This is a genomic window from Paenibacillus sp. FSL W8-0426, from assembly GCF_037969725.1.
GTDB classification, from domain to species: domain Bacteria; phylum Bacillota; class Bacilli; order Paenibacillales; family Paenibacillaceae; genus Paenibacillus; species Paenibacillus hubeiensis.
This window is the reverse complement of the sequence record NZ_CP150203.1, coordinates 2,192,154-2,216,061: the sequence shown is the minus strand read 5'-3', so window position 1 is coordinate 2,216,061 and position 23,908 is coordinate 2,192,154. Positions and strand designations below refer to the sequence as shown.

Here is a 23,908-nt window from a genome sequence, read left to right as displayed (position 1 = left end):
ACGGATGACGGTTAGGGCTCAATCCCCCACTGCAGCGTGCCGGACACATATCCCGTTACTTTGGACCAGTTTTCATAGGCGGTCCTCCCTGCGGCAAACGAATAATCGTCCGTCTGCGTAAAGTTCGTCCAATCGGTTTTGGAGAACCGGACCTGAATTTCGGTGCTTTGTCCTGCGGCCAATGTGCCTGCCGAAGGGGCGAAGCCGATTTCCAGGACATGATCCGCACCGTTCACAGCCGCAGGCAGTGCACTGAACGTGCCCGTCACATTTGCGCTTCCCGCCGTGGCCCAATCACAGAAGAAGTTCAGCGGCTTTTCGCCATCGATGGTGTAATAATAACGGATGTTTACGTCCGCCAGCTGGAGCGGGCCCGTTCCGGTGTTGGTCAGTTTAAACTTCGGGTTGACCGAATTGGCGGTGGCGGCCGTTGTTCCATTGTACATTTCGATTCGAATGCTTCCTTCAGGCAGAGGAACCTGGGTAGTATCCTTGACGGTTACACTCAGCGTGGCGTCGTTGCCTGCGCTAAACTGGAAAACGAGCGATTGCACGCCTTTAGACAGCGTCGCAAGATACGTTTTGCTCAACACCACCTGGTTTCCGGACAACGTATAATCCGATCCTTGCACTAACACATGATTGCCGTTTCGGATCGAAGCCAGCGTATTTCCATTCAAGGTAAGCGCTACGGGAATGTCGGCCTGCTTGTCTGCGTTAAGGTCAAATTCGGCGGTTTGGGGCGATATGCCGGAATGGGACACCGGCGGCGTTCCTCCGCCGTTGTTTCCGCCAACAGGATCGGCATACAAAATGCCCCGGCCGTTGGTGCCCAGATACACTCTGCCATAAATTCGCGGATCACCCGTAATCGTGGTTACCCGGGCGTACTGATGCGCGTCGTCATTGATGCGCACCCAGCTTACTCCGCCGTCGTCCGACCTGAAAAACCCGCGCGTTCCGTCAATCTGGGCAACGGCATACAGCGCAACGGAATTCCGGCCAGGCGCGGCTTTGCCGAACCCGATGCTGTCGGCTTCCTCAACGTTGGATAGCTTCACGAAGCTCGCTCCCGAGTCGGTCGAATGCCATAGCCCATGCGGACCACCGTCTTCGTTACCTCCGGCAAACCAGAGCTCGCCTTCCACCCCGGGAACGGCATCCAGATCGGCATTGCCATCCACCGGCAAGCCCGCTGCCGCCGTTTGGCTGAACGCGGCTCCACCGTTTACGCTGACATAGATTTTTCCGGCAGCGAAGCCGTAAAACTTGTTCGGGTTCACCCGATCGGAAATCACTTTGGCCTGTGCGGGAATACCTGTGCTCGCCGTCCATGAATTCCCGCCCGTTGACGAATAATGGACTCCCTTGTCGGACGTGCTCCATACCAGCTTGCTGCCGTCGGCCGAAATGGCCACGGTGCCGCCGCCTGCCGTGCCGGCCGGTTCGGCGTTCGCTTTGTACCAATTCGTTCCTCCGTCGGAGGACAAGCCGATGGATTTGGCATTCGGGTCTGCCGCATAATCCGCTTTCCCTACCCGAACCATGGTGCTTGGATTCAGCTCGGCAAAATCCAGGCTTTCGGTCGAAGCATAGTTGGGGCTGGAGAACATCTTCGCCGGCGGCTGGTCCAGATCATCGTGACGGAAGCCGTTAACGTCGCCTAAGCCGCTCACGAGATGGGCCCCGCTCGGCGGGCTGACCAGGTCAAGGACGGCCATTTCTTCTACTCCCTTGGCCATGACCGAAATGTCGATCTTTTCATTATTGTCCCAGTTCGTCAAATTGTTCGTACCGTAGATCGTGGCTCCCGTGCCGTACATCATGCGGTCTGAATCAAAGGGGTCAATCTCCAGATCGCCGATCATCCACCCCAGCTTCGGCGATACTTCCGGCGGTGCCGGGGTCGTGCCGAACGTCAGCCAAGGTGCTGCAGATATATTCTGGGCATAACGGAACTTGCGGTTCGGATAACCGTCGAATTCCCAGATGCGGGTCCATGTCGTTCCGCCGTCCTTGCTGCGGAACAAAATGGCGTCCGGCCACCATGAATTCAGCGTCGCAACCATCAGCGTGCCCGGCTCTTGGGCATCCACGGCCAGCCCGCCGTACCCGAAATAATTGTCCGCGCTGCTGCTCGGTATGGGACTGATGTTGGTCCAGGCTCCCGTGGATGTGTTCAGTTTCCATACATCTCCCTTGGTTCCGTCATACGGGCCAACGCCGTTGCTGTAGGTGATATACAGGCTTCCATCCGCATCAAGCACGCCATGATGCGGCAAGTACCCCGTCGGCTGTCCTGGCACCGCCGTCCAAGTCGCCCCGCCGTCCGTGCTGCGATAGATGCTCTGTGCCGTATCTGCAACACCGACATAGATCGTTTGGGTTGCTTGACCGGCATGGCCGGATGACTTGTCGAACGTAATCCACGCGAGGCCGACGATGTCGCTTTGATATTCGTTCGCAGGATCCTGAACATAAGTACCCGGATTGGGAAAGCTCGTTACTTTGCTCCAGGTTGCCCCATAATCCGAGCTTTTCCATAACCCGTTGCCGCTGCGAGCGCCGAAATAAAGGATGCGATTGTCGTTCGGATCAACGACCAAACGTTCTCCCATGGATCGGCCCGGCATGTTGCCGCCCACCTTAAACGGCAAGGTTGTGGTCTGCCACGTATTGCCCCGATCCGTCGAGCGTAAAATCGACCCGTTGTTTTTGTCCCAGGAGTTCGTGTACGTACCCACTGCCAAATACACGCGATCCGGATCGACGGGATCGGTAGCCAGCGCATCCACACCGTTTTTGTTCCAGTCGTCCCAACCAACGAAATCGGTTAGGGGAATCCAGCTCTCATTTTCGGGATTCCAACGGTAAGCGCCCCCGATATCCGTCCGTGCATAGATGAGGTCCTTCTCGGATTCATTGAAAATGATGCCAGGCACAAATCCGCCGCCCGCACCGGTCACTACGCTTTTCCACGTATACGGCTCACTCGGGGCAGCAGATGTCATTTCAGGCAATGCAGCAAAGGAGCCGGCAGCCAAGGCTACCGCCAAACCTGCCATCCGCAGTTTTTTTCCTAAAAACGTTTTCATTACATTCAGCCTCCTCTACGTTATATTCCAAGCCGATCGTTCATTGGCAATCCAATCTCTCCCAACCTACCGAACCAGGAAGATTCATGCACGCTCTGAAACGGATATGGCAATGTTCCGTAACTGTCAGTCCTCACCTCCATTCCAATGGATTCTCGATCGTTAAGCGCTTTCATAACCTTGTGTTCGATGACTGAATATGGATATTTTTCTCAATAAATAACATTCGATAGAAATCTCCTTTTACCTTCTGCCTTATTGCCGTAATTCAACATTTTTTTGGCCACCCGCCATTGACTGATGGTCCGCGCAGCTTTTTCCGTCGATTGGCTGCAATCGCACAACTCATACGCATGGAACTAAAGGCGATGCTCTTCTCACGCCAAACCAAAAAAAATAGACTGAACAGCAAATGCTGGTCAGCCTATTCAGCTCCAGGACATCATGGTTGTCGCCATGCTAAACCCGGTCTGCTTCCATCCCGCATTACGCGGTGATCATCCTGTCGCTCCGCAGTACCGATACAAGCCATTCCATCAGGGACAATCCCATTTACCCCTTATTCCGTTTGTCGTATGCATGTGTTTCCTGCCCCTTAACGCCTGGCCGAACAACAAAGACGGAGCCTGCATCCGGCGTTTCTTGCAGCCGTTCCTCACGAATTCCGGTTCGGGCAGTCGTTATGTACAGGTCTTCGAGGTTTTCTCCGCCGAAACAGCAGGAGGTCACTTGGTCCGCTGGCACATCGATTCGCTGCAAAAGTTCTCCCGTGTCCGGATTCCAGCGGGTCACGCAGCCTCCGCCCCAATGGGCTACCCATAACATGCCTTCGGCGTCCACGGTCATGCCATCCGGGAACCCCAATGCTTCCGGCACCTTGATGAGGGTTGTCCGGTTGCTTAACGTCCCGCTCGTCAGGTCGAAATCAAAACGATCGATGCAACGCGTCGGCGTATCGATATAATACATCGCCGTCCGATCCGGGCTCCAACCGAGCCCATTGGAAGTCGAGACTCCCTTCACCCATGTGCGTACAGGCTGGCCTTCTTCCAGACAATACAATGCACCTGTTCCGCTTTCGTTTCGCATGCTCATCGTGCCTGCCCAGAAGCGGCCGTGAGCATCGCATTTGCCATCATTGAAGCGGTTTCCATCCAATCCCTGCTCGGGATCTTCAATGAGCTGCAATCGGCCTGTGCGCAAATGAAACGCATGGAACCCGCTGCGCAGCGCCACCATAACCTCGTCGCCTTGATAAGGAACCACCGCGCCAACATGCTGTCCTACGTCGAATGCCTCGTCCAGTCCTGTAGCCGGGTCATACGCATGCACCTTGAAGCCTTCGATATCCACCCATAACAAACGGCCGTTCTCCGCGTCCCAGCTCGGACCTTCGCCCAACAAGGCCGGTACTCGTATTGCAACGTTCACGTTACTCATGCAATCACGTCCTTTTGGATATTGTTGAATTTGCCAGATATGCTTGGGGATGAAACCAGCGCAGCATGGCGAGCAAACATTGCCGCGGCAAATCGCCGGCTGCCCGACAACGCCTCGCTTCGTTCATTGTTGTTACGCTTTCGGCGCGCCCGACCATTCGAAACCGATCCCATCCAAAAAAGCCTTGGACAAAATCATGTGTCCCGTCGCATCCGGATGAACCCGGTCATGCGTGAGCACCGACGTGTAGAAATGGTCCCAGAACGGCGCAAACGCAGCCTGCGTATCCACGAATACGGCGTCGTATTCGCTCGCGATCCGGCGAACGGCCTCTCCGTAAAGATCCATCGTTGCCCGCATCGGATCTTCCGGATTGGCTTCCAGGTAATACGGTGTCATGAGCACAAGCCCCTTCAAAGACGGACGTACGGATGCAACAAGCTCGCGCAGCGTGTTTTCGTACTCCTCCAGGAAGACATGCGGTTCACCGGATATCGGATGGTCGAACTGGCGCCAAACGTCGTTGATGCCGATCATGATGGACAACCAATCCGGCTTCAGGTCCAGGACGTCGCGATCCCAACGGTGCTTCAAGTCGCGAACCGTATTTCCGCTCGTTCCCACGTTCCGAACACGCAGCATCAGTTCCGGATAGATGGAGCGCAGCAGTGCGTAAACCTGGGCCACATAACCGTGACCGAGTCCATGGCTGCCCTCTCCTACCGGATGCTGGCGGCCACAATCCGTGATGGAATCGCCGATAAAAAGCAATGTATCGTTTTTTTGCAGTTTCATTTTCGATATCTCCTTCGCGCCCATTGGCATTATAAAGGTGCAAGCCTGTCCGGCAGCATTACCAGCCTTGGTTTTTAAGCCAAGTCAAGCACAGGTCCGCCCATACGCGGACAGCAGGCATGTCATCGGCAAGCCCCAGGCCGTGAGAGCCTTTTTCAAAGACATGCAGTTCATACGGAATCCCGTGCTCCGCAAGAGCCAGTGCGAAACGCAAACTGTTCTCTGCCGGAACAAGCCCATCTTCGCTGGTATGCCACAGGAAAGCTGGCGGAGCATCGGCCTTAACCTGTTTTTCCGCGCTGTACGCCGTAATCAATGCTTCGGATGCATCCGCTCCAAGAAGGTTTTCCCGCGATCCGGCGTGGCCGTAATGGCCCATGGTGATGACCGGATAGCAAAGAATGATGCGGTCCGGACGGGAGCTCGCACGCTCCACCGGATCTTCATGGTCCGGTTGCCCCGGATCGTAAGCCGTTCCAAGCATGGCCGTCAAATGTCCTCCGGCCGAGAAGCCGAGCACGGCAATTTTGGAAGGATCGATGCCGTACTGATCCGCATGTGCGCGGACATGGCGAATCGCGCGTTGTCCATCGCTCAGCGGTGCCGGCTGCTGATGCGGAGCAACGCGGTATTTCAGTACAAATGCGCTGATTCCTGCACGATTCAGAAGTTCGGCGATCGGTGCGCCTTCATGGTCGGCCAGAAAGCCGTAACCTCCTCCGGGGCACACGATGACAGCGCTATCGGACCCAGGCTGGATAAACGGAATCAAATGCGGCATTTCCTCTTCGCGACCCTGGGCCGCATGCGGCGCAGCGCCATCCCACAATGGTATCGTCTGTGTCAAATCAATCATCCTCTCTTCTGCTAACGGACGCTAAGCGTCCGCCTGCGCTTCTCCCATTTCCAAAGAATCGATATCATCATAACGGCAATGACAGCCGTGTAGCAATATCAGACTGGCATGAGTGTTGTTCACTTTGTAACAGCTTACAGGAAAATCGGCCCTCTCGACAATCCCCCTTCTCACACCCATACCCGTAGCATATCAGTACAACGTTCGAAACTGCTCCGGGGTTACTCCTTCGATGCGCCGGAACGTTGCCACGAAATGGCTGACATCCCGAAACCCCACTTTCGCCGCCGTTTCCTTGATGGTCAGCTTGGTATCACCCGTCAACCATTCTTTCGATTTGCGGATGCGGAGCAGGATGAAATAGCTGTACGCGGTCATGCCGAAGGATTGTTTGAACAGCGTATTCAGATGCCTTGGCGAAATGCCCGGAATCGCCGCCATCTGTTCCAGCCCGATGTCGGGATCGGCATAGTGCTGCTCCATGAATGCGATCAGCGGGGCCAGCCGTTCCACCGCATGCGAGATCGATGAGCGGCTGCCGGTCATGCCGTGTTTTTTGAGCAAAATCAAAAATCGGTACATGTCCGCCGACGCCTCCAGCCCGGACAAATCCTGGTCGCTGCCGATGGACGCCAGCACCTCCCGTCCGTAGTGCTCCAGCGGGCTGTTCAGCTCCCACTGATGCAGCGCCGGTTCGCCCAGGCCCAGCGCCTCCGTGATCGCAGGGCACTGGGAGCCGCTGAACGTGATGTACAGCGTCTCCCATCGTCCCTGAGACCGCACGTATTCATGAGGAACGTTGGGCGGGAGAAGAATGCCCGAACCTTCCGCCAGAACGACCGTAGAACCCGCAAACTTGAATTTGCCTGCCCCTTTCACCGTCTGAAGCCAATGGTAGCAAGGATATCCGGCAGGCCTTGTCACATTTTCCTGGTTGCCATTGTAACCGATGCTCTCAATGTATAAGGGCAAGGGCTGGTCCCTTGACGTCATGAAATACCGCTGATGCTGCGGTGAAATCAACATATGGTGCCTCCTCTCGGTTCGCCCTCGGAATTGTATTTCCATATTCTTATATCCTTCAATACTTTTCTTATATTTTAATAGTTTTAGGATTCAAATAATATAGAATTATTCTTATACAAGGGGTGGGCATCATGATCAGCGGCAAACTGCCTAAAATTTTCTATGGCGGTGACTACAATCCCGAACAGTGGGACCACGAGACACATTTGGAAGACCTGCGCATGTTCAATCTGGCCGGCATCGACATCGCCACGGTCAACGTATTTTCCTGGGCATTGATTCAGCCTGACGAGGTGACCTACGATTTCGAGGGCCTTGACCGGATCATTAACAGCCTGTATGAAAAAGGCATATATATTTGCCTGGCTACAAGCACTGCGGCACACCCGGCATGGATGGCCAAACGTTACCCCGACGTGCTGCGCGTGGATGCGGATGGACGCAAGCGCAAATTCGGCGGACGACACAACTCCTGCCCGAACAGCCCCACGTACCGCAAATATTCCGAGAAAATCGCGGACAAACTGGCCGAGCGTTACAAGGATCATCCCGCCGTGCTCGTATGGCATGTCTCCAACGAATACGGCGGCGACTGCTACTGCGACAACTGCGAGAAGGCGTTCCGCGTATGGCTGAAGCAGCGTTATTCCACCCTGGATCATTTGAACAAAGCCTGGAACACCAACTTCTGGGGCCATACGTTCTATGATTGGGACGAAATCGTGCTGCCAAGCAATCTGAGCGAGCATTGGGGCGAGAATAACTCCACGTTCCAGGGCATCTCGCTGGATTATTCGCGTTTTAACTCCGACAGCATGCTTGACTGTTATCGCCTGGAATACGACGCCATCAAGAAACATGTACCGGATTCCGTCGTTACGACCAATCTGATGGGCTTTTTCAAACAGCTCGATTATTTCAAGTGGGCAAAATACATGGATATCGTATCCTGGGACAGCTATCCCGGCCTGGCCACGCCGGTCAGCTTCACGGCCATGGCCCATGACCTGATGCGCGGCCTGAAGGACGGCCAGCCGTTCATGCTGATGGAGCAGACGCCAAGCCAGCAGAACTGGCAGCCGTACAACTCCCTGAAACGCCCCGGCGTCATGCGCCTGTGGAGTTATCAGACGGTAGCCCACGGCGCGGATACGATCATGTTCTTCCAGCTTCGCCGTTCGATTGGAGCCTGCGAGAAATATCACGGCGCAGTCATTGAACACGTCGGTCACGAGAACACGCGCGTATTCCGCGAGGTTTCCCAGCTGGGGCAGGAACTGCAGATGCTGGGCGACACCACTTTGGATGCCACCGTCGAGTCCAAAGTGGCCATCGTATTCGACTGGGACAACTGGTGGGCTATCGAAAAATCAAGCGGACCTACCGTTGCGCTAAAATACGTCGACCAGATCCACAAATACTATGCGGCCTTCTTCCGCCGCAACATCCAGGTGGACATCGTCAGCGTCGACGCTGACCTCGGCAAATACAACATCGTGCTTGCCCCGGTGCTCTATATGGTCAAGCCGGGTTTTGCCGAAAAGCTGGAACGGTTCGTGGCTGCCGGTGGCACATTCCTGACCACGTTCTTCAGCGGCATCGTGAACGAGCACGATCTCGTAACCACCGGAGGTTACCCGGGCGAGCTGCGCAAGCTGCTTGGCATCTGGGTCGAAGAAATCGACGCACTGCTGCCTGAGCAGAAAAACCGCATTGTCGTCGAGGCCGCTTCCGGCCTGCTGCAAGAGGAATATGAATGCGGCATGCTGTGCGATTTGCTGCACAGCGAAGGTGCCGACATCATCGCAAGGTACGGCGACGATTTCTATGCAGGCATGCCTGCCGTTACCCGCAACACCTTTGGCAAAGGAAAAGCATGGTACGTAGCTACGGATCCGGAGGAACGTTTCCTGGATGTATTGCTGGGCAAAATAGCCGCAGACAACAACGTCGAATCCTTGTTGGAGACACCGGACGGCGTTGAGGTTAGTGCCCGTACTAAAGACGGCAAATCGTTCTTGTTTGTCATGAATCATAATGCTTCCCTGCAGACCTACGATCTCGGCGAAGAAACGGCTTATGAGCTGCTGACGAAACGCAAGCTTTCCGGCAAGGTCGAAATTGCCGGTCGTGACGTACATTTGCTGCAAAGGGGATAGACCCGGTGGATAAGATACAAACTGTTACAATCCGGCCCTTTGGATCCGAGTAATCCTGCCAACTAATCTGGTTTTCGCTCCTCCTGTTTCATAAGAAAGGGGATTTATATCTGCAATCCGCTACTTTCCGTATCCGTTTAGACGGATACGGTTTTTTTTACCAGCAAAGCCGACCGGCAAGTCAGAAGGAAAAAAGTTCTCCCGAAGCGAATTGGACGAGACAACACTTATCGCCACCTGCCGGAAAGCGTTTAAATACCTGACGATTCCAAGAATCATTGCATTTTTAAACAAAAGCCTTGTCCCATTAGTGACATGCAAGCTGTCACTGTTCTGCTGTTACAATGGCTTTGCACCATCATCCTTTCCGGCGGCGGCGCAACCCTCGAAACGGAGTGGCTGACATGAACAAGATAAACCGGCTGGCTGCCATTGTGATGGCATTGCAGCAAGGTCATGAAACGGCGCATTCATTGGCAGAAAAATTTGAAGTGTCCCGCCGTACCATTTTGCGTGATATTCAGTCCCTGTCAGAAATGAATGTGCCCATTATCGCCATTTCCGGCCCGGGGGGCGGCTTCAGGCTTATGGACGGTTATGTGCTTCCCCCATTGCAATTGGACCCGGACGAAGCCGCTACGCTCCTATTTGCGCTTGAAGGACTAAGTCATTATGCGGACACTCCTTTTCAGGAGAAACGCTGGACGCTGATTGATAAAATCAAGAGCATTATCCCGGACGAGGTCATGAATCGGATCCATCCGATGCTCAAACAACTGCAGCATCATGTACCGCAACGCCAGTACAGCCTTCAGCATCTGGAGCCCCTTCTTGCCTGCATCCCCGAGCAAGGCTGGCTATCCATTCTTTATCGCTCTGCCTCACGCCAGCGCTGGCTGCAGATCCATCCGAAACGTTTATATGCTTCTGCCGGCTTTTGGTACTGCGATGCCTATTCCGAGGAACATGGAGAAGTGCGTCTGTTCCGGGTCGACCGCATCATGGAAGCCCGCAGCATCGAAAAGAGCAAATGGCCGCAATTGAACGAATCGGTTCGCGAACACCTGGCCCTGGCGCGTCCGCCAGAAGGACTGGACATTCCGATTCGGGCCCACTTGAGCTATAGAGCCATGATTGAAGCCGAGCAGGACGAACATATCGGCGAACGCATGACGGAGATCGCTCCGGATCTATGGGAACTCGCGTTTCACTGCCCTCCCTCGGAATGGGACTGGGCCGTTCGTTTCTTTTACCGCCTGGGCATGGAAGCCGAAGTGCTGGAGCCGGAAAAACTTCGGGAGGAGATCAAGCGTCAGGCCGAGGAGGTTTGCTGCATGTACCAATCTTCCAGCCCGAGTGGATGTACATCCCCTTAATGAGGAGAATGACGAAATCATGATCAATGAACCATTGGTAACGTTTGAGGAAGCTGTTTTACGAATCGCACAGGCCGGCATATTGCCGCTGGCTCCGCTTTTTCCCGAATACCCGTCCCTATCCTCGTTGACGCCCAAGGAAAACTGGCACCGGGACACAGAGCTCGACCCCTGGTTATGGCGCTCCAGACTGGCGGAGGAAGGCATTGCGGCTTACGGAAAATTCGTGAAAAAGAAAGCCGTACTGGTCTCCCGTGAATGTTTTCCCTGGTTTCATCGCATACTGGCCGGCACCGATTCCGTCACAGAGCAGTATGATGCCGGTAAGTTATCCCGCGAAGCGCTGAGGCTCTACGAATTGATCGAAAACAAAGAGGGGATCGATGGCAGGACATTGAGGTCGCAAGCAAACTTGCGGGCCAAAGAAGACAAAAAAGCGTTCGATCAAGGGCTGCTTGACCTTCAAAGCAAAACAGCCATCGTCATCAGCGGCACCAAGGAAAAGGAAGGGCTTGCCGAAGGCAAAGCTGCCTGGAACAGCTCGGCTTACGAAACAACCCGGCACTGGATGGAGCGTCAGGGGATCAAGCCTTTCGAAGGCAGTATAGATGAAGCACGTTCCCTGCTGCTCTGCAAGCTTGAAGCCCATACTTCACCGGCGGCCCTCTCAAAAATGAAAAAAGCCTTGATCGACGTCGTTTAATGCAGACGAAATCCCGGGAGCAGCCTCAGCCTGTCCCGGGATTTTTTGATTTAGAGTATGACGCCGTCCTTAAAGATGGCAATTTCGCGAAATCCATGCTGCTCGCTCAGCGTTTGCCTTCTGCCTGAGGCGATGTCGATCAGTTGGCTGAACAGCTGCACTTTTACGTCCTCCATCGTTCCTCCTTCCAGCAGTTGGCCTGCATTGAAGTCGATCCAATGCTTTTTGCGGTTCGCCAGGTCGGACTGGGTCGCGATTTTGACGGTCGGCACCGGTCCTCCGAACGGCGTTCCGCGTCCTGTCGTAAACAGCACGATATGGGCGCCGGCAGCGGATAATGCGGTAACCGACACCAGATCGTTTCCTGGAGCCTCCACGATGTTGAGGCCGGGGCGGGTCACACGTTTGCCGTATCGCAGCACATCCACGACGGAGGAAAGTCCTCCCTTTTGGGTACAGCCGAGCGATTTCTCTTCAAGGGTCGTAATGCCTCCGGCTTTGTTTCCCGGTGAAGGATTTTCGTAAATGTTCTGGCCGTGATTGACGAAATACTGCTTGAAGCCGTTGACCAGGTCCACCAGATCATGAAAGACCCCTTCATTCGAAGCCCGGTTCATGAGGATCGTCTCGGCCCCGAACATTTCCGGCACCTCTGTCAAAATCGCGGTTCCGCCGGCAGCGACGAGCAGATCGGCCACTGCCCCGACGAGCGGATTCGCCGTAATGCCCGACAAGCCGTCAGACCCGCCGCATTTGAGCCCGATCTTGAGCTTGCTCAGCGGCAAGGGCTGACGCTTGGCCTGCTCGGCCATTTCAACCAGTTCCTCCATTAAACGCAAACCTTCGTCCAGTTCGTCATCGGCTTCCTGCGCCTTCAGGAAACGAACCTTTTCCCGATATTCGGGGGCGATGCATTCGCGAAATTCATCAACCTGGTTGTTCTCGCAGCCCAGCCCGATCACGAGCACGCCTCCTGCATTGGGATGCTCTACCAGGGAGGCGAGCAACTGCTGCGTGTATTTCAGGTCATCGCCCAGCTGCGAGCAGCCGAAAGGATGCGGAAAATGATAGACTCCGTCCACGCGGCTCCCGAACTGTGCCTGGCCCATGCGAGACAATGCTTCGCACACTTTATTGATGCAGCCCACCGTATTGATGATCCAAATTTCGTTCCGTATGCCCGCTTCCCCGTTGGGGCGCAAATATCCGTCAAAGGTAAGCAAGCGTTCGGGAGGCATTTCCAGTTGGGCAGCCTGTCCGGGCCGGTATTCGTATTCCAGCAAACCGTGCAGCCCTGTCTTCAGATTATGGGTGTGAATCCAGCTTCCCGGCTCGATGCGCTCTTTGGCTACCCCGATGGAAAAACCGTACTTGAATACGTCCTCCCCCGGAGAAATTTCGCGAACGGCAATTTTATGCCCCTTGGGCACCTCGTCAAGCAGTTCCAGCGAAACGCCTTCAGCGAGTTCAACCTTTTCTCCTTTGGCAAAATCGCGCAGCGCGATAATGACGTCATCCTGCGGCTGAATGGCAATCCATTCCTTGGTCGTGCTCGTCGTATTCATGCCTTAACCCCTTCCAACAGTAACATTTCTTCAACGATCGCCTCGCGCAAGCCATCGCGTTCATTCAAATTCTCGCCCCATAGTTCCGGGTCGGACAGGAGGGCTCCTACCCGCAAGTTCAACTGCTGCTTTCGATCACTCCCCAAAGCATCGTACCCTTCCCAATGTGACGCGAACGAGGCCAATGCACCTGGATCATCCCTCAATGCGACAGGTTCGCCGTTCAGACGCTGTCCTTGATATCCATCCGGTGTAGGCACCGCCCGATATAAAAGCAGCATCGCCGCAAACCCGCGGATCAACCGGGCGGGCCAGACTCCCTGATTCTTTTCGTAAGACAACAAGGTAGGCAAAACGCGCACCTTGAACTTGCCCACCATATTTAACGCAATATCCTGCAGTTTATGATGGATATATGGATTGAGAAACCGTTCGAACACCTCTTCGGCATATTCGTCCAGATTCTGCTCCGGCATGTTCAATGCCGGCACGATGTCCTGATGCACCGTTTCCTTGATCCACGGTCCGATCCGCGGGTCCTCCATCGCTTCCCTGACGTGCTCTACGCCATGCAGGATGCCAAGGGACGACATCAACGTGTGCGCACCGTTCAGAATGCGAACTTTGCGCAGCTGGAACGGTTTCAGATCCTTGACCCAATGAACGTTCAGCCCCGCCTGTTTTAATGGAAGCCGTTTGTCCAAGGCTTCTTCCCCTTGAATGGCCCATAAATGATACGGTTCGGCCGTGTTGATCAACTGATCTTCGTAACCCCAGCGATCCGTTAACAAGTCCGCCTCTTCCCTGGAGGGAGCCCCGGTCACGATCCGGTCCACAAGATTGTTCAAAAATCGGTTGCACTCCTTGACCCATGTACGGAAATCCTCGGAAAATCCGAAATCCTCGCTGTGCCGGAGCACGCAATCCCGCAGCACGTCCCCGTTGCCTTCGAGCAGTTCGCACGGCAGATGAATCAGCCCCCGGGAAGGGTCGCCCGCGAATCGTTCATAGCGGCGATGGAGAAAGACCGTCAGTTTGCCCGGATAAGAAAGCACGGGTTCCCCGGGCGTGTACTCGGATGGCACGTATTTCAATCCCGATTCGGTTGTGTTCGAAATGACGAACTCCAGAGACGGCAGTTCCGCAAGCTCCAGAAACTCCTGCCATTCTTCATAAGGGTTCAGGCAGCGGGCAAAGATTGAAATCATCTCCGCGCGCTCCACGGGTTCGCCCTGGGATAACCCCCGTGTGATCATCGTGTACAACCCATCCTGTTCACGGATTTGCTCCAGCTTGGCTTTGCCGCCCGGACGCGGCTGGGTAACGACCACGCTTCCGTGGAATTTACCCTGCCTTGCGCTCTCATGCAGCATCCAATCCGCGAATCCGCGCAAAAAATTGCCCTCCCCGATTTGCAATACCTTAACGGGACGCTCCATCATTTCCTTACACTTGCGTTGTCCATCATTGCCCAACAGATTCAGCTTCAGCTTGGGTCGTTTGGTGCTCGCCGACATGAACACTCACCTCATTGATTAATGGTCTTACAACAACGCGTTGTAAACGCTTTAAATTCATTGTATCATCATTAAAAGGAATTTAAATTGCTTATATTGCGATAAATATACTGTTTCATGATCTATTGTGCGTTTTCGAATCCATTCATTTGCAACCAAGCAAGCAGAAAGGAGCTTTCATGGAACGTTCGCCCGTTCGCACAACCATTCTCGCCGATTCAGGCATCCCTTTCCGTCTGGTCTATGCCGATACCAAGGCCCCTCAAAATGAATTGCCTGATCATTTGCATGATTGGCACGAGATGATCTACGTGTATAGAGGACAGGGGAGCATTTTCATCGATACCGGACTGGAGGACATGGAAGAGGGGGATCTGTTTATTATCCCGGGCAGCACCGTGCACCGGGCGCTGCCGGATGAACGCAACCCGGTTACGTCATCCGCGCTCTTCTTCAGTCCGGGATTGTTGGCGTCGGCAGCGGGAGGCAGCGCGGCTGCCTTGTTATCCGTGTTCGAGCATTGCCGGAGAACCAGAACCTACAAGCGCCATCTGGCCATGCACGAACGAACCAAAGTAATCGCACTCATCGACGCCATCCGGGACGAATTCAGGTTGAACCATTCCCTGAGCGCGCATGCCGCCCTGCTCCAGCTTCAGCTGCTGCTGATCCATTTGGAACGCCTGCAGCCGTCGGACGCTTCGCCTCCCGTCCGGTCCATTTCAGGACCGGGATGGCTGTCCGGCATTCTGGAAAATATCGACGACAAGCTGCGAAAAGGGATGTCCCTGCATGAACTGGCTAAGCGAGCTGCCGTTTCCCCCGCCCACTTCAGCCGTGCCTTCAAGAAACATACGGGCATGACGCTGACGGATTATGCGCTGGCCCGGAAGGTCATCATGGCCAAAGAATGCCTGCTGCAAACGGACGACACGATGGCGGCCATTGCCGAAGCCTGCGGCTTCGAGAGCTTGCCCCATTTTTACCGCCAATTCAAAAAAATGACCGGCTCCACGCCTGCGGCTTATCGCAAAATGGCGAGAGCGCGACCAACTCTTCCATAATCCTCCTGATATGTGATAAAATATAGGTCTGCATTGCCCGTGGCAATACTTATTTCATCATAATGGAGTTGACCCGAACGTGTTGACCAAGTTTCTCATCTTTGGCTTGCTGTGGCAGATTGTTGGCAATCCGCTCGTAGCCGTCCTTATTTTGCTGGTCATCCTGTATGTGGCTGATCGACGTTACGTCGGGTTGTTTCCCAACTTCCTGAAGCCGCTTGGGCGTATGCGCAGCATCACCAGGCTCAGGCAGCAAATCGCCCTGAATCCGAACGAGGTATCCGCCAAACTTGACCTGGCCCGTTTGCTGAACGAGCGAAAAAAATACAGTGAAGCCTACGCGTTGCTGTTGGAGCTTGAGCGGCCCTATGAGCTATCCGCCGAGTATTGGGAAGAGCTTGGCACATCCGAGCTGCATCTTGGCAAAGTGCAGGAGGGAGAGCGCCATATCCTGCATGCGCTGGAGCTTAATCCGCGAGTGAAATACGGCCGACCTTTGCTTAAGCTCGCCAATGTTTTCAAGGACATCGACCAAGACAAAGCGCTGAACTATGTAAACCGTTTCCAGAATGTGCATTCATCCTCAAGTGAAGCATATTACCTGCTCGGTTCGGTTTATCGCTCGCTCGGCCGCACGGCTGAAGCCAAACAGGCTTACGAGCAGTCGCTGAACGTGTATCGTTCCCTGCCCAAATACAAGAAACGCCAGGAACGCGGCTGGGCGGTTCGCAGTTGGTTCCGCAAAAACGGATCGTAATGTTAGCCTGCGTTGGCCTGGCATCATTCCGAAATAATCAAAGGAGTGCCGAGCTCGCCATCTGGCTGAATTCGGCACTCCTTTTCATTTCAGGACAGCAACGTCCGCAGCCGCGCTTCATTGTTCTTCATCCAGTCCATGCGTTCCCTCAGCTTTCGAATCTGAACGGCCGCTACCTCTGGCGGATCCGTCTCCTCGAACATCCGGCTGATAAAATGCATGACCACGTCCAGGCTTCGCAGCAGCACAAGCTGAGGAAGAGCCGCCAGTTCCGAGGGCTCCAGGACGGCATGTGCACGAAATCCACGGATCAAGCTCTCCAGTGCTCTCCATAACCAAACCTCGCCGCGATCTATGGTAAGCAAATCCGACAGCGGAACGGCCAGCTCCATAACGCGCAAGTCCCACGTTGCGAATTCAAAATCCAACACGGCGCACACGCGCCCCTCTTCATCTGCGAGCACATTGGACGCATTCACATCCCCATGCACCAGTTGATGCGGTAAATGCTCCATGCCCTCCAACGCGTCAAAAAGCGCAGGCAGCGTATGTGCCAGCTCGTTCATATCGTTCCGTACGGCGTGCAGCTGGACCGGCGGGGAAATGCATATCCGCAGCAGCTTGTCTGGCGTACAGAGCGGATAAGCGTCTTGAATTTGATAATACGGCGGATAAACCGGATCAAGCGACACTTTCAAGCCCGCTAATGCCTGCGACAGCTTTCCTGCAGCCATCCCCAATTCGCGGAGCTGCTCCGGGTCGCCCCAGACCGGGTTGCGGCCTTCAAGATAACGAAACAAGGCGACGACTTTCTTCTGCCCGTTGGCTTCGTTAACGAGGGTATAAAAGGTTTGCCCGTTCCCCGGCGCCTTCACAGGCGAAGGCAGGCGAAGCGAAAAACCGGAACGGGCCAACGCATCTAGGATTTCATGCTCAAAAGCAATTTTGGCGACGTCGTTATGGGTTTCGTACTGCCGCAACACAAAGCGATTACCGTCAATCCGCAGCAAATACGTCGAGTTGTTCATGCCTCCGCTTCCCCGAATCGCCTCCCACTCGGAGCCGGGGGCGTATACCGACAGCACTTGCCGTACCCGTTGGTATTCCAAATCCTTCTCGGATCGCAAATGAATGTGCTGCATTAAATCGATCTCCTTTATTAATGTATCTTCTGCTGCATTATCCTGGATGTCCTTACGAATGATTCATAGATTCGAAACGCGTTCGCTATTCGTTTATCTTAACGGAAGCGTATCCAGCGGTCCAGTCCGCTCCTCCTATTCAGCATTTCGCGCTCCGTTCATCGCTTTCAGGCAAAAGGTCTGTATCCCATTCGGCCCAGTTGGTCGGCGATCACACGGTACCCTCTCGAATTGGGATGCATCCTGTCCCAAAATAGCAGGTCGCGCTCACGCCCTTCGAATTGGTCGTACACCTGCGCACAGCCGTAATACCCCGAGCCGGCGCCATTCAGGAAAGAATTGTACTGCTTGACCCAATAAGCAGCCTCCGCCGAACGGGGATACGGATTATACAATCCGACCGTTCGTATCATATATCTATGGCCTCGTTTCAGTTGGCGAATATGCTTCATGATTTGGGTGACATTGTTTCGCGTTTCCCCAAGCACTTGCGTCATGCGCTCGGCTCCGGGCATTCCTCCGCTCGCTTTGAACGTGCGAATCAAGTCGTTCCCCCCGATGGTTATGGTGATGACGTCCGCCTCTCGCACGGCTTGCCTTACCCTTGCATAGTTGGATACCATATGCAGCAATTCTTCGGAAGTCAAGCCGTTCACCCCCATATTGTCAACCGAAACAAAGGTGCGCACGTTCATTTCGATCATTCGCCGATACAGTAGAACAAAGCCGGTACCCAGCAGCGCTCCCGTTCCTACCGTAAGCGAGTCCCCAATAGCTGCATATCGATAAACCATCGCTGTAGCCCCCTTCCGCCCATCTCTGACTGATTATGTTCCATGATATGTACAATGGGAAATCAAAGCGCGGGACGTTGTCCCTAGGCAGCCACCTTAATTTTGCAGGTGATGTCACATGCCCTGCAACGGGCACCATAGTCCGGGAACTCACGAAAAACGAGACAAAACCCTGTCGGCAAGCCGACAGGGCCTCATAAAAGCGATTGGATGGTTACAAGTCCTTATTGGTGCAGCATGCTACATGCCAATCGAGCGATCGGAAGAAGCAGCGTCCTGCTGTTCTTTGCTCGGGAATGGCCACCAGTTGGCGCGCCCGAACATCTTCACCATCACAGGCACGAACAATGGCAGGAACAACAAGGAATACAGAATCAATCCGCTGAGCACGACCGTGGCAATCTGCATCATGGACAGAACGCCAGACGGGTACATTGCAGCAAACGTCCCGCTCAAGATCACGGCAGCGGACAGAATGACCGTGCCCATGTTTTTCATTGCGTAAAGCATCGCTTCTTGTACTCGCATACCTTTGTTTTCATTGAAACGGTCCATCAGGAAGATGCTGTAATCGACGCCCAAAGCGATCAGCATGACGAATCCAAAGAACGGCGTTACCCAGCTGATTCCCGAAAACCCGAGCATGTTGACGAAAATGACTTCCGTGATAGCCATGGAAGAGAAATAGGCCAGCAGCAAAGAGAGAATCAGGTAGATCGGCATGATGACCGAGCGTAACAGAATGATCAAAATGATCAGCGTGCCTGCCAGCATCAACATGACGGTACGCGTGTAGTCATTGTTGGAAATCTCCTGCAAATCCGCGAATGTGCTGGTTACTCCGCCAATGGCTATATCGGCTTTTTCGAGCGCGCTTCCCTGAACGGCGCGCTGCACGGCAGCCTCGATATCGGGTACGCGATCAATAGCCTCGGTCCCATACGGATTTTCGGCAAAAATGACATCAATGGTCATCGTTTTGCGATCTTTGGACAGATACGTATCGAATACCTGTTCAAAATCTTTGCTGTTCAGAGCTTCCTCAGGCACATGCCATCCGGCCAAATCGGAATCCGGAGACTGCTGAAGCTGGGTCAGATAGTCCTGGGCGGATTCAAGTCCGCCGGACACTTGGCTGATCCCGTCCACGCTCTGGTTCAAACCGTCGGTCAATTGAGTCAATTGCCCACTCAGATCGGTGAAGCCTTGTTTTATTTTTTCCTGGCCTCCCTGAAGCTGGCCAAGTCCGTCCTGAATGGAAGGAATTTCGCGAATCACTTGCCCTTGGCCATCAGCCGCCTGCTTCAAGCCTGTTTCAAGCTGGCCGATGCCTGCGACGATTTGGTCCAAACCGTCCGCGAGAGCTTTCTGGCCTGCAGTCGCGGAAGCGAAACCTTCGTTGGCCTGGCTGATTCCTGCAGCCGCTTCGCCCAAGCTGGATTGGATTTGTCCCAGTCCTTGCGACAGCTGCGCTGTTCCCGTGCCGGTTTCCCCGATCGTTCCCTTGATGCGCTGATAATCCGGATCCTGCGCCAATTCCGGATAACGCGCCTCAAGCGCCGTAAAGGATTCGCTCAAGCTTGTAAGGGCCGCAGACACTCCGGCGAGCTGCTTTTGCAAGCTGCCAACCCCGTCTCCGATCGCCGCAACACCTTTGCCTGCCTGGCGATAGGCCTGAAGAAGCTGATTGCTGGCTTTCGCTAGTTGGTCGGCGCTCGTTTTGGCCTGTTGAAGCCCGGCCTTCAGCTCGCCTGCGCCGGAAGAGCCATCACGGATGCCTTTTTCGATTCGTGCAAGCCCATCGGACAGCTGAGTGATCCCGGATTGCAGCTGTGCCGTTCCTTTGGTCAGCTCCCCTGCTCCATCCGCAGCTTCTTTGAGCTGTGGTTGGTTTTTGCTCAACTGGGTGCTGGCCTCGCTCAGACCGTCGCGAATTTTATCCAGACCCGTTTTACCTTCGCCCAAACCATCAGACAGCGTTCCGACTTGCTGGGTCACTTCAAAATCCTTAATCTCGTCGCCGGTGGGCCGGGTCATGCTCCGAACACCGGATACGCCAGCCACCTTTTCCACTTCGCGGCTGATTTTTTCGGCGATCGCCATCGTTTTTGCGTTATCCATCGGTTCGTCATTTTGAATGACGATTTGCCCCGGCAATGATTCACCTGGACCGAAACTGTCCGAAATGATGTTAAACGCTTTGACGGAGTCGTATTTGTCGCCGATCTCATCCAGACTGTTAAACGACAGCTTGCCGTCATACGTGGAAAGAAGCGGTACACAAATGGCAGCGATAATCAGCAGCGCCGCCCATGGGCGTTTGAGAGAGAAGCGGCCGGCAGCACCGTAAATGCGGCTCTCTGCATGCTCCAGCGAACCCTTCGAAGGCCAAAACAGTTTTTTGCCCAATACCGCCATAAAGAAAGGCACGATCGTGACGAGCGCAACCATCATAACCGCAATGCCGACGGCAACCGCAACGGCGGACCGGTACAACATAAACTGCGCAAAACCGATCGCTATGAAACCGACGAGTACCGCGAGTGCGGAGAAAAACACCGTTTTTCCGGCGGTGCGGTAGGTCGCAATGATCGCTTCCCACGTGTTTTCATGATGGGCCAGTTCTTCTTTAAAACGGCTGATCAGCAGGATGCAATAATCCGTTCCGATCCCGAACATGACCGCAACCATGAAAATTTGCGTAAACGTCGATATCGGGAAGTCGACCCCATCGACCAGAAAGGCTACGATCTGCTGTGCCACCAGGTAACTGATGCCCACCGTAAGCAATGGAACGAATGGGGCTACGAACGAACGGAAGACAAGGAACAAAATGATCAAAATAAAGGCGACCGTGATGTATTCCGACTTTTTGAGCCCCTCCTGGGAGCTCTCGATCGTATCTTCATCGATCAGTCCTTTGCCCGTAATGTAATGCTCGACGGAAACGGATTGGAGCGCCCCGTTCAGGTCGGATCTCATCTCTTTGACGGTACGTTTGCCCTGATCCACGGAAAGGGACGTCAGGATCGTCTTCCCGTCGGCCGAAATCATTTTCTCGGCGAGCTCGGGCTGGGAAAACGGATCGAGTATGGACAAAATACCCAGCTTATCCTTGTTGGATTCCAACTGTTTGATCGCATTTTCTGCTTCTTGCTTTCCTGCGGTGCCCAGTCCGTCAGGGTTATGGAATACAAGCGCCAGCTGTGTCCCCGGCTGTTCCCCCTTCTGTGCGGCGGCTTCGTCCAGAATAGCCGCAGCCTGGGTCGAAGAATACCCGTCAGGCACGGAAAATTGGCCTTTTTCCCGGATCAGGTCGCTCATGCCTGGAGCCGTGAACATCAGTACGGCAGCTACGGCAATCCATAGCCCCATCAGCCACCATCTTGCTTTCAAAATCGTTCTCATGCTTCGTCCTGTCCTCCTTCATCGGATAGCAGCAGCGCCAATTTTTCGAAAGATTCAATGAAATTTCGTATCTCTTCCGGCTTGAAATGCACCAGGTAAGGCTCAAGCAGCTTGTGAATCTCCTGCTCCGTTTCCTGATAAATTTTGCGCCCCGTGTCTGTCAAAGACAAATACACCACTCTGCGGTCACGTTCATCCCCCGAGCGATGAACCAGATTTCGGCTCACCAGCTTGTTGACCAATGCCGTAATGCTGCTCTTGCCGACGCAGAGAAGATCCGCCAAATCCGAGGGCGTGCAATCCGGTTTTTCATCAATCAGGCGCAGGGCGCAAAATTGATCTGTCGACATCGTCTGCCCGACCTGTTCCCGAATACGAATTTCAAACTGCTTGGTGACTAAAAACGAGGCATCCAAATATCGATTGACCAAGTGCTTGGCATCCGGTTTCTGCATGGTTCAATTCTCCTTTCTCATAAAGTTCACTAAACGAACTATTTCATAACGAAACTATTCTATAATGAAACTTTATTCCAAAGCAATACTTTTTTCCTGCATCTTCCGTCCCTAAAAAGCAAAAAAACAGGACGCCTTACTCGGGTCATTCACCCGATCCCACGTCCTGCCCTAGTCCATCTTCATTTCATTGCAACCGATATCGCAATTACGCCTCTTCTTCCTCATCCTTTTCCAGCACACAGCGGAATCGTTCCACGCCAGGATAAGGCTCCCCTAAACTATAAACGACGAATCCGGAATTCCGGTAAAAGTCGACCGCTTCCTGATCCGTTTCCGCAACCAGCAAGTCCGGATTGTGCTTCTCAAGCACCTGGGCAATCATGCCCCGGCCATAATTTTTGAACCGATTTTCCGGCAGCACCGCGATATGCCGAATGGTGATCTCGCTGTCTCCCGTTTTTTCATAACCGATCAGACCTACCAATTGCTGCTCGTCTTCATACCCTTCCAGATGCAAATCATCACTCAGAATATATTGTTGCAGCGCGTGGTCCAACCGGTCCGGATCCGGAAATACCGAATAGGATAACAGTTCCTGCACAACCGGCTCCTGTATGCGCGTTTTCAAATCAATCAACATTTTGTCATTCCTCCTACTGCTTGCTATCTTCCGCCATCGTATTGTAGTCGTTCGTACGCCAAAGTTCAAGCTGCATTCCTTATGGTCGGATTGTGGCAAGTTCTGATCGAAGCGTGGCGAGCATGTTTTCACTCACCGGAATGCCTGCCGTATCCCATGCCTCGAGCAAAGCGCCGCCGACTGCAGTCAGATCGCCAGCTGCAAGCCGGAAGCTCCTGCCTCCTGCCTCGCCTGCGGAAGCAAGCCCATTGCGGATCGCTTCGCGCATATACGGCGTTTCCAGGCAGCTGCCCGTCAGACTGACGGCAACCGAATCGGATTGAAAGCAGGCTGCAAGCATCGCGATCCCTACCACTGCCGTATCGGCCGCTCGATCACATACATCTACAGCAAGCGGTACTCCTTTGCCTGCAGCTTCGGTAACCAATGGAGCCATCTGCCCAAACCGCCGATTGGTTTCCTGCTTGTTTCCTCCGAATCCCGTTGAGCCGAGTCGTGCCAGTTCCTGTATCGTGTTTACGTTCCAATAATTCAAAACGAGTTCAATCCATGCCATGTCCGCCTGACCATAACGACCTGCCAAAATGGAGTGCACGGTGTCGTAAGACAGGAAACGCGCCGCCACCGGAGCATAATGTCCGAACTGGTCATTGCGAATCCACTGCCCTTTCTCGGTCTTGGCAAGGATTAAGGAACCCGTACCTCCGATGGCAACAATTCCAGGATCGCCATGGAAAGCCGCCGTGTGGGCGATGCGCGTATCGTTTACAGCATGGATGCTGCCTTGGATCCCCGTTCTGCGCAATAATTGTTCTGCCCATGCATAGTGTTCGTCCTGATCCAGTCCGGCCATCCCCGCCGTCAAGGAGGCAATCTGCTGTACCTGCAACCCTGCCTTCTGAATGGCTTCGGCGATCCCTTCGAGCACATTCTGTTCGGCACGGTCATCGTGATAACGATTGCAGCCTCCTTTTTGCACGTAAGAGTGGACATGCCCTTGATGATCTGCGATCGCTACCCGTGTATGACTTCCTCCACCATCGATCCCGATGACATATGTATCCATTGCTCATTTCCTCCTCCAACATTGTCTATATGAACCGCACTAATCAA

18 protein-coding genes are annotated in these 23,908 nt (G+C 54.1%); 5 read left to right on the top strand and 13 right to left on the bottom strand.

What is annotated here, in order from left to right; all coding sequences use genetic code 11:
- Positions 1–11 precede the first annotated feature (11 nt).
- The 5 genes from MKY59_RS10150 to MKY59_RS10130 form a co-directional block, all read right to left on the bottom strand.
- On the bottom strand, positions 12–3,095 hold the full coding sequence (locus tag MKY59_RS10150) for a X2-like carbohydrate binding domain-containing protein (protein WP_339277391.1): 3,084 nt from the start codon (positions 3,093–3,095) through the stop codon (positions 12–14).
- Positions 3,096–3,647: 552 nt separating this feature from the next.
- A complete protein-coding gene (locus MKY59_RS10145; protein WP_339277389.1) occupies positions 3,648–4,535 on the bottom strand; it encodes an SMP-30/gluconolactonase/LRE family protein in 888 nt (295 codons plus the stop codon).
- Between the two features lie 132 nt (positions 4,536–4,667).
- Positions 4,668–5,330, bottom strand: coding sequence for an SGNH/GDSL hydrolase family protein (locus MKY59_RS10140; protein ID WP_339277388.1), 663 nt, complete (start codon positions 5,328–5,330; stop codon positions 4,668–4,670).
- 58 nt (positions 5,331–5,388) lie between these two features.
- Complete coding sequence (locus MKY59_RS10135; RefSeq protein ID WP_339277386.1) at positions 5,389–6,177, bottom strand: alpha/beta hydrolase; 789 nt, start codon at positions 6,175–6,177, stop codon at positions 5,389–5,391.
- Positions 6,178–6,378: 201 nt separating this feature from the next.
- Entirely contained in the window at positions 6,379–7,212 is an 834-nt protein-coding gene (locus MKY59_RS10130) for an AraC family transcriptional regulator (protein WP_236417891.1), read from the bottom strand.
- 131 nt (positions 7,213–7,343) lie between these two features.
- Between MKY59_RS10130 and MKY59_RS10125 the strand changes: the two genes are divergently transcribed.
- The 3 genes from MKY59_RS10125 (at position 7,344) to MKY59_RS10115 (ending at position 11,450) form a co-directional block, all read left to right on the top strand.
- Positions 7,344–9,371, top strand: coding sequence for a beta-galactosidase (locus MKY59_RS10125; protein ID WP_339277384.1), 2,028 nt, complete (start codon positions 7,344–7,346; stop codon positions 9,369–9,371).
- 404 nt (positions 9,372–9,775) lie between these two features.
- A complete protein-coding gene (locus tag MKY59_RS10120) occupies positions 9,776–10,747 on the top strand; it encodes a YafY family protein (RefSeq protein WP_339277382.1) in 972 nt (323 codons plus the stop codon).
- A 19-nt stretch (positions 10,748–10,766) separates the two neighbouring features.
- Positions 10,767–11,450: a hypothetical protein gene (locus MKY59_RS10115; RefSeq protein WP_236417894.1), complete on the top strand. Its 684-nt coding sequence runs from the start codon at positions 10,767–10,769 to the stop codon at positions 11,448–11,450.
- Positions 11,451–11,500: 50 nt separating this feature from the next.
- On the opposite strand, the gene MKY59_RS10110 is transcribed toward MKY59_RS10115, so the two are convergent.
- Both MKY59_RS10110 and MKY59_RS10105 read right to left on the bottom strand, forming a co-directional pair.
- A complete protein-coding gene (locus tag MKY59_RS10110) occupies positions 11,501–13,015 on the bottom strand; it encodes an altronate dehydratase family protein (protein WP_339277379.1) in 1,515 nt (504 codons plus the stop codon).
- Positions 13,012–14,532 (bottom strand): tagaturonate reductase, encoded by a 1,521-nt coding sequence (locus MKY59_RS10105; protein WP_339277377.1) that lies wholly within the window; start codon positions 14,530–14,532, stop codon positions 13,012–13,014. Before MKY59_RS10105 ends, MKY59_RS10110 begins: the two co-directional genes overlap by 4 nt.
- Before the next feature lie 179 nt (positions 14,533–14,711).
- On the opposite strand from MKY59_RS10105, the gene MKY59_RS10100 reads away from it, so the two are divergent.
- Both MKY59_RS10100 and MKY59_RS10095 read left to right on the top strand, forming a co-directional pair.
- Entirely contained in the window at positions 14,712–15,596 is an 885-nt protein-coding gene (locus tag MKY59_RS10100; RefSeq protein ID WP_339277376.1) for an AraC family transcriptional regulator, read from the top strand.
- A 79-nt stretch (positions 15,597–15,675) separates the two neighbouring features.
- Positions 15,676–16,353, top strand: a complete 678-nt coding sequence (locus tag MKY59_RS10095; RefSeq protein WP_339277375.1) for a tetratricopeptide repeat protein — start codon at positions 15,676–15,678, stop codon at positions 16,351–16,353.
- Between the two features lie 89 nt (positions 16,354–16,442).
- On the opposite strand, the gene MKY59_RS10090 is transcribed toward MKY59_RS10095, so the two are convergent.
- From MKY59_RS10090 to MKY59_RS10065, 6 genes are all read right to left on the bottom strand, one after another.
- Positions 16,443–17,495, bottom strand: coding sequence for a phosphotransferase (locus tag MKY59_RS10090; RefSeq protein WP_339277374.1), 1,053 nt, complete (start codon positions 17,493–17,495; stop codon positions 16,443–16,445).
- Positions 17,496–17,662: 167 nt separating this feature from the next.
- Positions 17,663–18,289 carry an SGNH/GDSL hydrolase family protein gene (locus tag MKY59_RS10085; protein ID WP_339277372.1) on the bottom strand — a complete coding sequence of 209 codons (627 nt, stop codon included), beginning with the start codon at positions 18,287–18,289 and terminating at the stop codon, positions 17,663–17,665.
- Between the two features lie 240 nt (positions 18,290–18,529).
- Positions 18,530–21,697, bottom strand: coding sequence for an MMPL family transporter (locus MKY59_RS10080; RefSeq protein ID WP_339277370.1), 3,168 nt, complete (start codon positions 21,695–21,697; stop codon positions 18,530–18,532).
- Positions 21,694–22,152: a MarR family transcriptional regulator gene (locus MKY59_RS10075; protein WP_339277368.1), complete on the bottom strand. Its 459-nt coding sequence runs from the start codon at positions 22,150–22,152 to the stop codon at positions 21,694–21,696. The genes MKY59_RS10080 and MKY59_RS10075 overlap by 4 nt, the downstream gene beginning before the upstream one ends.
- Positions 22,153–22,360: 208 nt before the next feature.
- Positions 22,361–22,795 carry a GNAT family N-acetyltransferase gene (locus MKY59_RS10070; protein ID WP_339277367.1) on the bottom strand — a complete coding sequence of 145 codons (435 nt, stop codon included), beginning with the start codon at positions 22,793–22,795 and terminating at the stop codon, positions 22,361–22,363.
- Between the two features lie 79 nt (positions 22,796–22,874).
- Positions 22,875–23,861 carry a BadF/BadG/BcrA/BcrD ATPase family protein gene (locus tag MKY59_RS10065; protein WP_339277366.1) on the bottom strand — a complete coding sequence of 329 codons (987 nt, stop codon included), beginning with the start codon at positions 23,859–23,861 and terminating at the stop codon, positions 22,875–22,877.
- Positions 23,862–23,908: the final 47 nt, after the last annotated feature.